Genomic DNA, 13303 nt, shown 5'->3' with positions numbered 1-13303 from the left:
AAGGAGGCGGGCGCTAGGCTCGCCGGGTGGACGACCTCGACCTGCTCGACTGGCGGGAACGGACCGCCCGGCTCTACCTGTCCGACCTCGACCTGGCCGGTTTCCGGGCCGAGCGCGACCGCCTCTTCGCCGGCCACCCGCAGAGCCCCATCCCGTCCCGGGACCGGGCGGCCTTCACCGGGCTGCGTTACCACCCGCCGAACCCGTCGGCCGTCGTCGAGGCGCCGCTGCGCCCGGCCCACGGGGAACTCGACATCGACACCGGCGGTCCGGACGGCGTCATCCGCTACCGGCGGGTCGCCGTGGCGGACACTCCGTGGGGGCCGCTCACGCTCTGGTGGATCGCCGCGTACGGGGGCGGACTCTTCGTGCCGTTGCGCGACGCCACCTGCGGGCGGGAGAGCTACGGCGGCGGCCGCTACCTCACCGACACGGTGAAGGGCACGCACGGGCGCGGTCTGACCGTGCTGGCCGGTGACCGGGTGCGGCTGGACGCCAACTACCTCTACAACCCGTCCTGCGCCTACGACGACCGCTGGGCCTGCCCGCTCGCTCCGCAGGAGAACCGGGTCGAGGTGGCGCTGCGCGCCGGCGAACTGGCGTACACCCGGCCGGACGGCAGCGGTACCTGATCGCGCACGGCGGCACCCCGGCGTGGCGCGCCGGGGTGCCGCGACGTGGCCGTCAGCGGACGTCCGGGGCGGACGTGGAGAGGTTCAGCCGGCCGAGCAGCTGCCGCGCCTGGTCGGCGAGGTTCGCGTCGACGATGACCGCGTACTGGCCGGCCCGCAACGAGCTGGCGGACGTGAAGTCACGCTGCCCGCCGGTCATGGCGTGCGCCACGGCGCCGAAGACCGCGCCCCAGATGGCGCCGACCACCAGGCCCACGATGATCACGGCGAGCCAGTTGCCGACCGTGAAGATGCCGAAGAGCAGGCCGATGAAGAGCCCGAACCAGGCGCCCGTACCGGCGCCGATCAACGCCGCCCGGGCGGTGGTCATGCGGCCGAGCACGGTCTCCACCAGGGTGAGGTTCGTCCCGACGATGGCGGTGTGCTCGACCGGGAACCGGTTGTCCGCCAGGTAGTCGATGACCCGCTGCGCGGACGGGTAGTCCGGATACGAGCCGATCGTCACGGTCGGCGGGCCCGTCTGGGGGCCCTGCCCGTCACCGGGCGTCGTGGGGCGTCCCGCGGGGCCGGACGGAAGCAGGTCACCGCCGGGCATGCCGGGTCGCCAGCCGGCGGACGGTCCCGTAGCACTGGTCATGAGTTCCTCCCTCGTCGGCTGACTCATTTCCCGCCCCCGCCCGCCGGTAACGCCGCGTCGCGACCGCGGCGGGCGCCGTCACCCAGGGGCGTGCACAGCGCCGGCGGGGCGTGCGCCGCGACGCGCGGACCGTGCCGGGTCGCGGGCCGTCCCCCGGCGGGGAGAATGGGTGGATGCGCCTGGTGATCACCGCCGACACCCACGTGCCGAAGCGGGCGCGGGACCTCCCCGCGCCGCTGTGGACCGCCATCGAGGAGGCGGACGTGGTGCTGCACGCGGGGGACTGGGTCGACGAGTCGCTGCTGGACGCCATGGAGGCCCGCTCGCGCCGGCTCGTCGGGGTGTACGGCAACAACGACGGGCCGGCCCTGCGGGCCCGGCTGCCCGAGATCGCTCGGGTCGAACTGGACGGGCTGCGGGTCGCCGTGGTGCACGAGACCGGGCCGCGGACGCGGCGGGAGGAGCGGTGCGCCGCCCGCTTCCCCGACACCGATCTGCTGGTCTTCGGGCACTCCCACATCCCGTGGGACAGCGTCGCCCCGGGCGGGCTCCGGCTGCTCAACCCCGGCTCGCCCACGGACCGGCGGTCCCAGCCGTACGCCACGTACCTGACCGCCCGGGTCACGGCCGGGGCACTGGACCGGGTCGAGCTGCACCGCCTTCCGCCGCGCTGACCCGACCCGGTCGTGCCGTCACCGGCCGCGGCCCGTCTCCTCCTGGAGTTCGTCGATCCGCTTGGACGCCTCCGCCTTCGTCAGCCCCTCGGGCACCTCGGCGTCCGCCTCGCGGGCCAGCGTGGCGAGGTAGGACTCCTGCGCGGCGGTCGGCGGCTCCTCACCGGTCACCCACTCGTCGGGATCCTTGATCGCACCCCGCGGGTCCGCCGGGTCGCTGTTGCGGTCCGTCATGATCTCACCCTCCTTCGAACAGGCGTACCAATACCCCTGGCGTGGCCGGTCCATGCGCGTACGACTCAGGTGCCCGCGCCGCTGGCCGCCGGTGCGCCGGCCCGCGCGGGCGCGCGCTCGCCGGTGCGTTCCCCGGCACGGTCGAGCAGCCGCATCACCGGGGTCGCGGCGACGCCGTGCACCACCACCGAGACGATCACCACGAGCCCGACGGTGGCCCAGACCAGCTCGGCCTGCGGGAAGTCGGCCTTCGTGGTGGCGTACGCGAGGTAGAAGAGCGAGCCGACCCCGCGGATGCCGAAGAACGCGATCACCCAGTGTTCGGCGGGGCGGCCGGGTGACCCGCGCAGCGACAGCCAGCCGATCAGGGGTCGGAGCACGAAGACGAGCGCGAGCCCCACGGCCGCGGCCGGCCAGGTGAGCGGGGCCAGCAGGCCGCCCACCACGGCGCCGCCGAAGAGCAGCAGCAGCAGGACGGTCAGCAGCCGCTCGACCTGCTCGGCGAAGTCGTGCAGCACCGAGTGGAACTCGTGGGTCCGCTCGGCGGCGCGGATCGCCCGGGCGGCCACGAAGACGGCCAGGAAGCCGTACCCACCGGCCACCTCGACCAACCCGTACGCGAGGAACGTGGCGGCCAGCGCGAGGAAGCCCTCGGCGTGCCGGGCCAGCCGCAGGTGGCGGGGCGCGCGGAAGAAGAGCTTGCCGAGCAGCCACCCCACGAGCAGCCCGCCGCCGACGCCGATGCCGATCTTCCACAGCACGTCCACGGCGAACCACCGGCCCAGCCAGTCCCCGGGGGCGAGGCTCGTCGTGGCGACGGCGATCGCCGCGTACACGAAGGGGAAGGCCAGCCCGTCGTTCAGCCCGGCCTCGGACGTGAGGGCGAACCGGACCTCGTCCTCGGAGTCCTCCACGTCGGTGGGTTCGCCGACCTGCACGTCGGAGGCGAGGACGGGGTCGGTCGGGGCGAGCGCGCTGCCGAGCAGGAGAGCGGTCGCCGGCACCAGTCCGGCCCACCACCAGCCGAGCAGCGCCACGGCGGCGATGCAGAGCGGCATCGCGACGGCGAGCAGCCGCCAGGTGGACGACCAGCGGGACCAGCTCAACGGTCGGTCGATCTTGAGTCCGGCGCCCATGAGGGCGACGATCACCCCGATCTCGGTGAGGTGGGTGGCCACCTCCGGATGGGCGAGCGGGTCGGGAACCGGCAGCCCGGTCGGCAGCAGGAACACCGCCATGCCCAGGCCGAGGAAGGCGATCGGCATGGAGAGCGGCTGGCGCTCCAGCACCCGGGGAAGGATGCCGGCGAGCAGCGCGCCGACGCCCACCAGCGCGAACGCCACGTCCATCGGTTCCACCGCACCACCTCCCGGCCGCACCCGCGCCGTACGGGTCGGTGGTGACGGACTGTGCCCCGCCGGGGTGCCGGCTATGCGCCCGGAAGGCCGGAAAGTGGTGTGCTCACCGGCGTCGGGTCAGCGGCGACTCGTCGAGGGACGCCAGCAGCGCGGCCGGGTCGTCGTACACGGCCACCGCGCCCGCCCCGGCCAGCTCCCCGCGGCTGGTGCCGCCGCAGGTCAGCCCGACGCAGGGGATGTCCAGCTTGCCGGCGGCGGCCACGTCCCAGACCGAGTCGCCGACGAAGACGACCCGCTCGGCGGGCAGCCCGGACTGGTCGAGCGCGGCGACGAGGATGTCCGGCGCCGGCTTGCTCTGCTCCGCGTCCGCCGAGGAGGTGACCGCGGCGATGACGTCGTCGGCGTCGAGGGCCCGGCGCAGCGCGGCCACCTCGTGCTCGGCGGCCGAGGTGGCGAGCACCACCCGCAGGCCCCGCTCGGCGCAGGCGCGCAGCAGGTCCGCCGCGCCGGGCAGCGGGGTGAGCCGCTCCCAGTACTCGGCGTACAGCGTGTCGTGCGCGTCGCGCAGCCGGCTGTCGGCGGCGCGGTCGCGCTCGGGGCCGAGCAGGTGGTCGAGCAGCTTGTCCGACCCCATGCCGATGGCACGGTGGACGGTGGCCATGGGCACCGGCTGGTCGTTCTGGCGCAGGGCCTCCCACCAGCTCACGGTGTGCAGGTAGGTGGTGTCGACGAGGGTGCCGTCGACGTCGAAGAGCGCGCCGGCGGGGTTGTCGGTAGGCATGGCCGTCCTCCTACCCGCGGCGCGGCGGGCTGACGCCACCGGCGGCGCGGTTCACTCGGTGGGGAGGAGGATCTCGAACCACACGGTCGAGCCACGCACCGTCGGGTCCGTGCCCCACGCGTCGCTGAGTTCCTCGATCAGCCCCAGCCCACGGCCCCGGCTGCTCAACGTGTCGGTCTGCGCCCGGGTGACGGTGCCGCGCGTGCCCGAGTCGGCCACCGAGACCAGCAGCCGCTCGGCGCTGAGGTCGATGTCCACGCGGGCGGCCGTGCCGGCGTGCAGCAACGCGTTGGTCGTCAGCTCGCTGGTGCACAGCACGGCGGAGCCGATGACGGACTCCGGCACCTGCCACTCGCCGAGCTGGGCGCTCATCCAGTGCCGGACCCGGCTCGGCGCGGTCGGCTCGGCGGGCACCTCCATGCTCGCCGACCGGCTCGGCCGCAGCGCGTGCTCCACGGCGAGGACGGCCACGTCGTCCTCCGTGGCTCCGGCGACGGCCCCGCTCGCCACGGCGCACAGCGCCCGAGGGTCCCCGCTGCCGGCGGCGGCGACCGCGTCGGCGAGCACGTCGAGCCCGGCGCCCAGGCTCTGCCGTCGCCGTTCCACGACGCCGTCGCTGAACAGCAGCAGCGTGTCGCCCGGGGCGAACGCGACGGTCGTGACGGTCGGCCGGGCGCCGAGCCCGAGGGGCGCGCCGGCGGGCAGGTCGACGTACTCGGCGTGCGGGCGGTCGTCGGGGGCGCAGCGACGGATCAGCGGCGGGGGGTGCCCCGCGCTGGCCAGGGTGAGTTCCCGCCGCTCGGCGTCGACGACGCCGAAGACCACGGTGACGAACAGCTCGTACGTGCCGGCCTCGGCGCCGAGACTGGTGACCAGCCGATCCAGACCGGTGAGCACGGAGTCCGGGCGCGGATCGGCCAGCGCGAGCGCGCGCAGCGCCGCGCGTACCTGCCCCATCCGCGCGGCCGCCTGCACGTCGTGCCCGGCGACGTCGCCGAGGACGACGCCGAGCTGCCCGGTGGGCAGCAGGAACGCGTCGTAGAAGTCCCCGCCGGCCGCGTTGCCGTCCACCCCCGGGTCGTAGCGCGCGGCGATGCGCAGCCGGGGGAGGTTCGGCAGGTGCTCGGGCAGCATGCTGCGCTGCAGCAGCTGGGCGGTGCCGTGCTGGGTCTCGAACCGGCGTGCCCGCTCGGCCGCCTGCCCGATCAGCTCGGCGGACGCGGCCAGCAGCGCGCGCTCCGCGGCGGACCACAGGCGGGGGGCCTGGTGGCCGATGGACAGGCCACCGCGGACGACCGTGGCCCGCAGCGGCACGGCGATCAGCGAGACGATCTTCTGGTCGTGGCGGTCGGTGGCCGCGTCGCGCAGCGGCTGACCGTTCGAGGTGATCGACGGGGTGCCCGCGCGGGCCGCCTCCACGAGGGGGTCGGGCCAGTCCGCGGCGACCCGCCGCCACAGCGGAGGGAGCCGCTCGTCGGCCTCGTCCATCAGCTCGCCCCGGACCCGGCGGACCATCCGCCAGCCTCCGCCGCCCTCGTCGACGGCGAAGGCGACCCGGTCGGCGTCGAAGGTGGTGATCGCGTACCGCAGCGTGACCCGGGCCACGTCGTCGAGGGTGAGCGTGCCGGCGAGGGCCGCCGCCACCTCGCTGACGCTCTGCAACTGCTGGGTGACGTGGGTGGTCTCGGCCGCCACGGTGAGCACGCCGACGATCCGTCCGGTGCTGTCGCGTACGGGGGAGCAGCCGCGGGTGAAGACGGCCTGCTCGACCACCCCGCCGTGGCCCCGGCCCAGCGGGAGGCTGCTCTCCTTCTCCAGGAAGGTCCCGCCGTCGCGGTAGATGCGTTCCATGACGTCGCCGACGCCCGGCAGGTGCCACAGTTCCGGGAACACCTCGGCGGCCGGGCGGCCGATCGCCGCGGGGTGCTTGTCCCCGATCAGGTCGGCGTACGCGTCGTTGTAGAGCAGGACCAGCTCGTCCCCGTACGCGAGGGCCATCGGCACGGGCGAGGCGAGGATGAGGTCGACGACCGCGCGTACGGCCGGGTCCCACGCCGTCCGGGGGCCCAGGGACGTGCCGGCCCAGTCGTGGCCGAGGACGGTGGCCGCCGCGTCGGTCCGGGCGGCTGCCGCGGACACCGGCGCCGGCGGCGTGGGGATGCGCCCGACCGTTCCTGGCATGCCCGCAGCCTAACCGGACGACCCGAACGCTGTTTCCGATCATGCCCGGCGCGTGTCGGGAAATCCCCGCATCCGCCCGCGTGCCGCCGCGGCGACCGGGTAAGCCCCCGGCGCGAGGCGCGTGACAGGAGGGCCGTCATGGGGGGAAACGTCGCGTTGCGGCAGGCCGACATCGGCGACGCCGTGTCGGACGCGTGGCGGGAGGTGCTCCTGTTCGTCCCGAAGGCCGTGGCGTTCGTGGTGATCCTGGTGGTGGGCTGGCTCGTGGCCCGGGTCGTCCTGAAGATCGTGGACACCGTGCTGGAACGGGTGGGCTTCGACCGGGCGGTGGAGCGGGGCGGTCTGCGGCGCGCCCTCGAACGCACCCGGTACGACGCGAGCGACATCCTCGCGAAGCTCGCGTACTACGCGGTGCTGCTGTTCACGTTGCAGTTCGCGTTCGGCGTCTGGGGACCGAACCCAATCAGCGACCTGATCCGGGGAGTGGTGGCGTGGCTGCCCCGGGCGTTCGTGGCGATCGTCATCGTGGTGGTGGCCGCGGCTATCGCCAACGCCGTCCGTGACCTGGTGCGCGGCGCCCTGGGTGGCCTGTCGTACGGGCGGGTGCTGGCCGACCTGACGGCCGTCTTCGTGATCGCGCTGGGGGTGATCGCGGCGCTCAACCAGGTGGGCATCGCGACCACGGTCACCACCCCGGTGCTGATCGCGTTCCTCGCCACGGTGTCGGGGATCCTCGTCGTCGGGGTGGGCGGTGGCCTCGTGAAGCCGATGCAGGCCCGCTGGGACCGCTGGCTCGACCGCGCGGCCGCGGAGTCCCGGGCGGTGCGGGAGCGGAGGCGGGCCGCCGCGGCGGGGCGCGCCGACGTCGAGCGGCAGATGGCCGAGCCGACCGAGGGGACGCAGGCGGCGCGGGGGTCCGCCGCGCCCGGCGGGCGGATCTACCGGGCGGGCGCGGTGGCCGACGAGACGGGCGCGGTGGGCGACGAGACGCGCGAGGTGGGGGACGAGACGCGGTGGTACGGGCGGTGACGTGACCCGCCCCGCCGCTGTGGTACGCAGCGGCCGGCGTCGCGCAGGGCGTGGGGCCGAGGTGGGCGCGCGTCGCGGGTGCCCGGGGCCGTCGGAGGTCAGGCCGCGTCGGCGGGGTGCCCGGCGCCGTCGAGGTCCTGGGCCAGCGCGTGCACCGCGAGCAGCCGGGTGAGCAGCCAGTCGGGGTCGGACCAGTCGACCGGGCCGGTCGGCGGCGTCCAGCCGTGGTCGCGCGCCGCCGCGCTGACGCCCTCGACGTAGCCGGCGAGGGCGGCCGGCGTCAGCGGCCGGTCGTCGGCCTCGAGGCTGTCCCGTACGGCGGCGGCGTGCTGGTCGACGGTGGCGAGCAGACCGGGGCACCGGGCCGCGGCGGCGAGCCCGTCGGCGCCGAGGGCGTCGGCGAGGGCGGTGAGGGTGGACCGCGCCGAGTCGACGGCGGAGGTGACCCGGTTGAACGGCACACGCATGGGGAAGGAGGCTAGCCATCCCGTTCCGCGGCCGGCCTCGGCCGCGCGGACGGTGTGGGGTCGGCCACCGGTGCGGCAGCAGGGAGGGGTGCGATGGCGCAGCAGGACGGGCCCGACGACCGGCACCGCCGGCCGCCGGGGGTCAGCGACGAGACCGTGGCGGCGCTGGGCAAGCTCAGCGAGGCGCTGGAGTGCGTGGAGCGCGTACGCGGCCACCTCTACTCGCTGCACCAACTGGTCGGGCACGCCGACCTGATGCTGGACGACGCGGTCGAGATGTTCCGCGCCGCCGGGCACCCGGACATCGCCGAGCGGATCGCCACCGAGCTGCTGGGGCGCAACGTCATCGCCGGGCGCTGGACGTTCCAGATCGTCGAGGACTTCGACGACGGCTACTACGCGCTCTTCCGTGACGTGGACCGTGACGCACGCGAACGGCTGGTCGGCGGCCGGCGGCACCTCTACGAGGCGGAGATGAAGGAGCGGCGGCGTACCCGGGGCCTCCCAGGACACGAGGCGCGCCCCGGCGTCACGTACTAGTCGCCGGAGCGGGCCTCGGCCGGCCGCCGCCGGGCGGCGTCGTCGGCGATGATCAACGTGGCCACCATCAACGCGACGCAGAGGCTGAACAGCCACGAGTCATCGGAGACGAGCCAGGCGGAGACGGGCGCCTGGAGGGCGGCCAGCACGAAGCCGAGCCAGGCCAGGCGACGCTGACGCGTGGTGAGGATGCCGGAGCCTTGTTGCATCCCGAAAGTCTTACGCGACACGGGCCGATTGCCGTCCCCCGTTCGGCCGATTCTGTGCGGAGCGTCCGTTTTCCGGACCGTCCGGACGCCACTTTCTGTCGTAACGGGGGACCCGCCCCGGTCCACCGGCGGGGGAGGGCGGAGGATGGTGCTCCGTGTCGACCACCCCCGCTCGGCCCCGGGCCGCCCTGCTCCTGCTGGCCTACCTCGCCTTCGTCAGCCTCGGCCTGCCCGACGGCCTGATCGGCGTGGGCTGGCCGTCGATCCGCGCCGACTTCGGCGTACCGACCGAGGCGGTCGGCCTGGTGCTCGCCGCCGGCACGGCCGGCTACCTGACCTCGAGCGTGCTAGCCGGCTTCACGCTCGCCCGGCTCGGCGTCGGCTGGCTACTGGCCGGCAGCACCCTGCTGGCCGCGCTCGCGCTGACCGGGTACGGGACGAGCCCCGGGCTGACCGTGGTGGTCGGCGCCGCGCTGGTGCTCGGGCTCGGCTCCGGGGCGATCGACTCCGGGCTCAACGCGTACGCGGCCGGCGCGTTCGGACCGCGGCACATGAACTGGATGCACGCGTTCTTCGGCCTCGGCGTGGCCATCGGCCCCCTCATCATGACGGGCGTGCTGGGCGCCGGTCTGGGCTGGCGCTGGGGGTACGGGATCGTGGCGGCCGCCCAGCTCGCGCTGGCCACCGCGTTCGCGCTCAGCGCACGGGCCTGGCGGGAGCGGACACCGGTCGGCCCGGAGGCCGCGCCCGCGGTCGTCGACCCGTCCGCCGATCCCGCGACCTCGGGCCCGGCCGCCGGCGTCGGTCCCTCGGCTGCCGGGTCCGCGGCCGCCGCGGACGGTGCCGGGCCGGCGGTCGAACCCGCCGCGCCGGCCGCCGCCGTGGGGGTCGCCGTCGAGCCCGCCGCGCCGGTGGCCCGGCCGGTCCCGGTGCGGGAGACGCTGCGCCTGCCGGCCGTCTGGCTGGGGATGCTCGCCTTCGCCGTGTACGTGGCCGTCGAGGTGGCCACGGGCCTCTGGGCGTTCCTGCTGCTCACCGAGGGGCGAGGGCTCGCCGCGGCGGTCGCCGGCCTCGGGGTCTCGGCCTACTGGGGGAGCCTCTTCGTGGGGCGCGTCGTGCAGGGGGTGGTGGCCGAGCGGTGGGGGGCGCCCCGGGTGCTGCGTGCCAGCCTGCTCGGCATGGCGGCCGGCGCCGCGTTGATCGCCGTCCCGGCGCCCGCCTGGGTGGCGGTGGTGGGGATCGTGGTGGTCGGCTTCGCCGCCGCACCGGTGTTCCCGCTGCTGACGCTCACCACCGTCGAGCGGGTCGGCGCGGCGCACGCGGACCGGACCATCGGCCTGCAGATCGGCACGTCGTCGCTGGGTGCGGCGCTGGTCCCGTCCGGGATCGGGGTCCTCATCTCGCACACCTCGGTGGAGGCGCTGGGGCCGGCGCTCCTGGTCCTCGCCGTCGCGCTGATCGCCCTGCACGCGGCGGCCACCCGCCGGCCGGTCCAGGGGGCCCGGACCGGCGCCTGACGGCCACCACCGCCCACGAGGGGCGGCGGCTCTAGAGGGTGTCCGGGCCGGTGCGTCCGGTCGTCGACGGGCGGTACGCCCGGTCCCGGTCGGTCGGCTCCCGCCCGGCGCCGGCGGCCTGGCCGCCCCGGTCCGCGGCCTCCGGCCCGTGGCCGAACGCCGCCTCCTCGCCGGCGTCGTTGGCGGTGACGTCGTCGGCCTGCCCGTCGAGGGTGGACCGGGCGACGGCACGGTCCAGTTCCTCCAGCGGAGTCCGTTCCTCGTCCCGCCACACCTTCTTCTCGTCGCTCATACCTTCGCGGTACCCGGGCGTGGTGATCGCAAACAGCGGCACGCCGCCGGCGCGTACGCCCGCGGCGGCGCGCACGACGATGGCCGCCGGTCCTGCCGGCGGCCATCGGAAGCGTCGTCGCGGGGGATGTCACGGCTGGGGGCGGTCCACCTTGCCGCGCCAGGCACCGGTCTCCTGGCCGCGCCGCTCGATGAACGTCTTGAAGCGCTCCAGGTCGCCCTTGGCGCGCCGGTCCACGATGCCCAGCTTGTCGCCGGCCTGCTCGACCACGCCCTGCGGCTCGAACTCGAGCTGGAGGGTGACGCGGGTGTGGTCCGGGTCCAGGCGGTGGAAGGTCACCACGCCGGCCTGCTGGGTGCCGCCGGTGGACCGCCAGGCGACCCGCTCGTCGGGCAGCTGCTCGGTGATCTCGGCGTCGAACTCGCGCTTCACCCCGGCGATCTCGACCGTCCAGTGGGTCATCGTGTCCGACAGCTGCCGGACCTCCTGCACGCCCTCCATGAAGTTCGGGAACTCCTCGAACTGGGTCCACTGGTCGTACGCGGTCCGCACCGGGACGGCCACGTCCACGTGTTCGGTAACGCCACTCATCAGGGCATCCTCCTCGTCTTCGCCGGTGACCGGTCGGGATCGCCCCGACTCACCAGCGAGTCGTCTCGTTCTTGTTGCCGAGCGCGGCCCAGACCTCGGAGACGGTCTGGTACCGGGTGCCGTCGGGCAGCGTCTGCAGCGCGGCGATGATGTCGTCCGGCGCGTCGTTGTCCCGGGCGTTGGCGATCAACGTCTCCCGGTCACCCGGCAGCGCGCTCATCGTGATGAACCGCCCGAGCCGGCTCCGCTGCTCGACGTCCTGGGAACTCATCCCCTTGGGGGCGCCGGTCCGCAGCTCGCCGGCCGGCGCCGTGGTCGCCTCCGGCTGGTCCTCGCCCGCGGGTTCGGGCACCCGGGCCTCGTCGACCCGTGAGCCGCCGGTCCCGGGCCCCTGCACGAGGCCGTGGACCTCCTGGCTCAGCTGTTCGTCCAGCCTCGGTCCGTGCTTGCTGTTGCCACGCTCCATGCCTTCTGCGCTACCCGGAGGCACCGGCGTCAAACCGGCAGGCGGTCACGAACCGGCCGGGGCCCGGGGCGGCAGCACGGGCTCCTCGGTCGCCGGCGCACCGGCCTGCAGGCGCCGGCCACGCTGCAGTTCGGCGTTGATCTGCACGCCGAACATGAGTGCCGAGTTGGACAGGTAGAGCCAGACCAGGAAGGCGATGACGGCCCCGAGGCTGCCGTACGTGGCGTCGTACGAGCCGAAGTTGGCCACGTACAGGCCGAACCCGAAGGAGGCCACCACCCAGGCGGCGAGCGCCACCGCGCCCCCGGGGGTGAGCCAGCGGAAACGGGGTTGGCGCACGTTCGGGGCGATCCAGAACAGCAGCGACAACAGCGCCATCATGATCAGGGCGAGCACCGGCCACCGGAACACGCGCCACACCGTACGGGCCACACCGCCCGCGCCCACCAGGTCACCGACGGCGTCGGCGACCGGGCCGCTGACGATCAGCCCCGTGGCGACCACGGCGAGGAGCAGCAGGGAGAGCCCGGCGAGCCCGATCTGCAACGGCCGCAGCTTCCAGAACGGCCGCCCCTCCCGCACGCCGTAGATCGCGTTGGAGGCGCGGGTGAACGCGCCGATGTACCCGGAGGCCGACCACAGCGCGCCGAGCAGACCGAAGCTCAACAGCACCTTCGCCGAGCTCTCCTGCTCGACCACCTCCCGCACCGCGCCGACGAACCCCTCGTTCGCGACGACCGAGCCGGCGCCCACCTGCCGGAACAGGTCCAGCACGGTGTCCACGGTCCGCTCGCCGTCGGAGACCAGCCCGACCAGGGAGACGACCACGATGGCGGACGGGAAGAGCGCCAGCACCCCGTAGTAGGTGAGCGCGGCGGCCCAGTCGGCGCAGTTGTCCCGGACGAAGTTGCGGGCGCTGCGCACCAGCACGCCCCGCCAGGTCCGCCAGCTCAGCTGCCGGATCCGGCGGGGCAGGCGCAGCCCGCGCCGACCGTCGAGCGCCACGCCGGGTTCCGTCGTCGCCATGTCCCGCCCCCTGTGCCCGGCTGTCGCGGCGTCCGTCCGCTTCGTTGGCCCGGCCGGTACCCCGCGGCCGGTGGCGGCAAACGACCGGTTCCGCCGGCGAGGGGCGTTCCGTCGTACGACCGCGCCGGCCGGTCCGGCGAACGGACGGCCCGCCGGTGGCGCGCCCCCGGTTTGCGCCCCCTCGCCAGCGGGAACGGTCAATGCAGACCAAGCAGACCCATCGACGCGGAGGAGGACGAGATGCCCGGGCGCGAGGTACTGCCCAGCACGCTGCGGCGCTCCCCGGCGAAGGCCCAGCGCACCTGGGAGAAGACGCACGACTCGGCGGTGGAGACGTACGGCGAGGGGGAGCGGGCGCACCGAACCGCCTTCGCCGCGGTGAAGAACCAGTTCGAGAAGGTCGGCGACCACTGGGAGCCGAAGGGCCGCAAGGGCCCCAGCGACCGGCAGGCGGCCGGGGGTGGGCCGGCGCGGCGCGCGCCGACCGCCGGCGGGGTGGACGCGAACGCGACCAAGGACCACCTCATGAAGGTCGCCCGCAAGCTGGACGTCCCCGGCCGGTCCCGGATGAACAAGCCGGAACTGGTCAAGGCCATCCAGAAGGCCAACAACCGGCAGACCGCCAAGGCGCGGAGCCGCTGACCGTCGGAAAGGGTGGCCGTCCCACGG

The 13303-nt window shown here is 74.9% G+C and carries 17 protein-coding genes; 6 read left to right on the top strand and 11 right to left on the bottom strand.

Annotated elements, in window-relative coordinates:
- The first annotated feature begins 26 nt into the window (after positions 1-26).
- Positions 27-632 carry a DUF1684 domain-containing protein gene (locus tag D7I43_RS13330; RefSeq protein ID WP_120328793.1) on the top strand — a complete coding sequence of 202 codons (606 nt, stop codon included), beginning with the start codon at positions 27-29 and terminating at the stop codon, positions 630-632.
- A 52-nt stretch (positions 633-684) separates the two neighbouring features.
- On the opposite strand, the gene D7I43_RS13325 is transcribed toward D7I43_RS13330, so the two are convergent.
- Positions 685-1269 carry a general stress protein gene (locus tag D7I43_RS13325; RefSeq protein WP_120328792.1) on the bottom strand — a complete coding sequence of 195 codons (585 nt, stop codon included), beginning with the start codon at positions 1267-1269 and terminating at the stop codon, positions 685-687.
- 173 nt (positions 1270-1442) lie between these two features.
- Here D7I43_RS13325 and D7I43_RS13320 point away from each other — a divergent pair, with 173 nt between their 5' ends.
- Positions 1443-1943: a metallophosphoesterase family protein gene (locus tag D7I43_RS13320; protein WP_120328791.1), complete on the top strand. Its 501-nt coding sequence runs from the start codon at positions 1443-1445 to the stop codon at positions 1941-1943.
- A gap of 18 nt (positions 1944-1961) precedes the next feature.
- On the opposite strand, the gene D7I43_RS13315 is transcribed toward D7I43_RS13320, so the two are convergent.
- From D7I43_RS13315 to D7I43_RS13300, 4 genes are all read right to left on the bottom strand, one after another.
- On the bottom strand, positions 1962-2177 hold the full coding sequence (locus D7I43_RS13315; RefSeq protein WP_120328790.1) for a DUF3072 domain-containing protein: 216 nt from the start codon (positions 2175-2177) through the stop codon (positions 1962-1964).
- A gap of 65 nt (positions 2178-2242) precedes the next feature.
- The gene (locus D7I43_RS13310) at positions 2243-3535 is read right to left on the bottom strand and encodes a cation:proton antiporter (RefSeq protein ID WP_120328789.1); all 1293 of its coding nucleotides are present in this window, start codon (positions 3533-3535) and stop codon (positions 2243-2245) included.
- A 103-nt stretch (positions 3536-3638) separates the two neighbouring features.
- Positions 3639-4316 (bottom strand): HAD family hydrolase, encoded by a 678-nt coding sequence (locus D7I43_RS13305; RefSeq protein WP_120328788.1) that lies wholly within the window; start codon positions 4314-4316, stop codon positions 3639-3641.
- Positions 4317-4367: 51 nt separating this feature from the next.
- On the bottom strand, positions 4368-6497 hold the full coding sequence (locus D7I43_RS13300; RefSeq protein ID WP_120328787.1) for an ATP-binding SpoIIE family protein phosphatase: 2130 nt from the start codon (positions 6495-6497) through the stop codon (positions 4368-4370).
- A 138-nt stretch (positions 6498-6635) separates the two neighbouring features.
- Here D7I43_RS13300 and D7I43_RS13295 point away from each other — a divergent pair, with 138 nt between their 5' ends.
- Entirely contained in the window at positions 6636-7526 is an 891-nt protein-coding gene (locus D7I43_RS13295) for a mechanosensitive ion channel family protein (RefSeq protein WP_120328786.1), read from the top strand.
- Positions 7527-7624: 98 nt separating this feature from the next.
- Here the strand turns inward: D7I43_RS13295 and D7I43_RS13290 are convergent, their stop codons facing one another.
- Positions 7625-7993, bottom strand: coding sequence for a DUF6401 family natural product biosynthesis protein (locus D7I43_RS13290; RefSeq protein ID WP_120328785.1), 369 nt, complete (start codon positions 7991-7993; stop codon positions 7625-7627).
- 93 nt (positions 7994-8086) lie between these two features.
- On the opposite strand from D7I43_RS13290, the gene D7I43_RS13285 reads away from it, so the two are divergent.
- Positions 8087-8533 carry a hypothetical protein gene (locus D7I43_RS13285; RefSeq protein ID WP_120328784.1) on the top strand — a complete coding sequence of 149 codons (447 nt, stop codon included), beginning with the start codon at positions 8087-8089 and terminating at the stop codon, positions 8531-8533.
- Here D7I43_RS13285 and D7I43_RS13280 read toward each other — a convergent pair.
- Positions 8530-8742 (bottom strand): hypothetical protein, encoded by a 213-nt coding sequence (locus D7I43_RS13280; RefSeq protein WP_120328783.1) that lies wholly within the window; start codon positions 8740-8742, stop codon positions 8530-8532. The genes D7I43_RS13285 and D7I43_RS13280 overlap by 4 nt on opposite strands.
- A gap of 155 nt (positions 8743-8897) precedes the next feature.
- Here D7I43_RS13280 and D7I43_RS13275 point away from each other — a divergent pair, with 155 nt between their 5' ends.
- Positions 8898-10259 carry an MFS transporter gene (locus D7I43_RS13275; RefSeq protein ID WP_120328782.1) on the top strand — a complete coding sequence of 454 codons (1362 nt, stop codon included), beginning with the start codon at positions 8898-8900 and terminating at the stop codon, positions 10257-10259.
- Between the two features lie 31 nt (positions 10260-10290).
- Here D7I43_RS13275 and D7I43_RS13270 read toward each other — a convergent pair whose 3' ends face one another.
- The 4 genes from D7I43_RS13270 to D7I43_RS13255 all read right to left on the bottom strand — a co-directional run bounded on the left by D7I43_RS13270 (position 10291) and on the right by D7I43_RS13255 (position 12634).
- Positions 10291-10551 carry a hypothetical protein gene (locus tag D7I43_RS13270; RefSeq protein WP_120328898.1) on the bottom strand — a complete coding sequence of 87 codons (261 nt, stop codon included), beginning with the start codon at positions 10549-10551 and terminating at the stop codon, positions 10291-10293.
- Between the two features lie 129 nt (positions 10552-10680).
- Complete coding sequence (locus D7I43_RS13265; RefSeq protein ID WP_120328781.1) at positions 10681-11142, bottom strand: SRPBCC family protein; 462 nt, start codon at positions 11140-11142, stop codon at positions 10681-10683.
- Positions 11143-11191: 49 nt separating this feature from the next.
- On the bottom strand, positions 11192-11608 hold the full coding sequence (locus D7I43_RS13260; RefSeq protein ID WP_120328780.1) for a DUF2795 domain-containing protein: 417 nt from the start codon (positions 11606-11608) through the stop codon (positions 11192-11194).
- A gap of 45 nt (positions 11609-11653) precedes the next feature.
- Positions 11654-12634 carry a YihY/virulence factor BrkB family protein gene (locus D7I43_RS13255; protein ID WP_120328779.1) on the bottom strand — a complete coding sequence of 327 codons (981 nt, stop codon included), beginning with the start codon at positions 12632-12634 and terminating at the stop codon, positions 11654-11656.
- 240 nt (positions 12635-12874) lie between these two features.
- Here D7I43_RS13255 and D7I43_RS13250 point away from each other — a divergent pair, with 240 nt between their 5' ends.
- On the top strand, positions 12875-13276 hold the full coding sequence (locus tag D7I43_RS13250) for a ChaB family protein (protein WP_120328778.1): 402 nt from the start codon (positions 12875-12877) through the stop codon (positions 13274-13276).
- The last annotated feature ends 27 nt before the right edge of the window (positions 13277-13303 follow it).

The sequence above is a fragment of the Micromonospora globbae genome (genome assembly GCF_003610785.1).
GTDB classification, from domain to species: domain Bacteria; phylum Actinomycetota; class Actinomycetes; order Mycobacteriales; family Micromonosporaceae; genus Micromonospora; species Micromonospora globbae.
This window is presented reverse-complemented; position numbering and strand designations above follow the sequence as displayed.

Coding starts and splice junctions, on each gene's coding strand:
- D7I43_RS13325 (WP_120328792.1), bottom strand. CDS start 1,269: ATGACCAGTGCTACGGGACCGTCCGCCGGCTGGCGACCCGGCATGCCC.
- D7I43_RS13320 (WP_120328791.1), top strand. CDS start 1,443: ATGCGCCTGGTGATCACCGCCGACACCCACGTGCCGAAGCGGGCGCGG.
- D7I43_RS13315 (WP_120328790.1), bottom strand. CDS start 2,177: ATGACGGACCGCAACAGCGACCCGGCGGACCCGCGGGGTGCGATCAAG.
- D7I43_RS13305 (WP_120328788.1), bottom strand. CDS start 4,316: ATGCCTACCGACAACCCCGCCGGCGCGCTCTTCGACGTCGACGGCACC.
- D7I43_RS13300 (WP_120328787.1), bottom strand. CDS start 6,497: ATGCCAGGAACGGTCGGGCGCATCCCCACGCCGCCGGCGCCGGTGTCC.
- D7I43_RS13295 (WP_120328786.1), top strand. CDS start 6,636: ATGGGGGGAAACGTCGCGTTGCGGCAGGCCGACATCGGCGACGCCGTG.
- D7I43_RS13290 (WP_120328785.1), bottom strand. CDS start 7,993: ATGCGTGTGCCGTTCAACCGGGTCACCTCCGCCGTCGACTCGGCGCGG.
- D7I43_RS13285 (WP_120328784.1), top strand. CDS start 8,087: ATGGCGCAGCAGGACGGGCCCGACGACCGGCACCGCCGGCCGCCGGGG.
- D7I43_RS13280 (WP_120328783.1), bottom strand. CDS start 8,742: ATGCAACAAGGCTCCGGCATCCTCACCACGCGTCAGCGTCGCCTGGCC.
- D7I43_RS13270 (WP_120328898.1), bottom strand. CDS start 10,551: ATGAGCGACGAGAAGAAGGTGTGGCGGGACGAGGAACGGACTCCGCTG.
- D7I43_RS13265 (WP_120328781.1), bottom strand. CDS start 11,142: ATGAGTGGCGTTACCGAACACGTGGACGTGGCCGTCCCGGTGCGGACC.
- D7I43_RS13260 (WP_120328780.1), bottom strand. CDS start 11,608: ATGGAGCGTGGCAACAGCAAGCACGGACCGAGGCTGGACGAACAGCTG.
- D7I43_RS13255 (WP_120328779.1), bottom strand. CDS start 12,634: ATGGCGACGACGGAACCCGGCGTGGCGCTCGACGGTCGGCGCGGGCTG.
- D7I43_RS13250 (WP_120328778.1), top strand. CDS start 12,875: ATGCCCGGGCGCGAGGTACTGCCCAGCACGCTGCGGCGCTCCCCGGCG.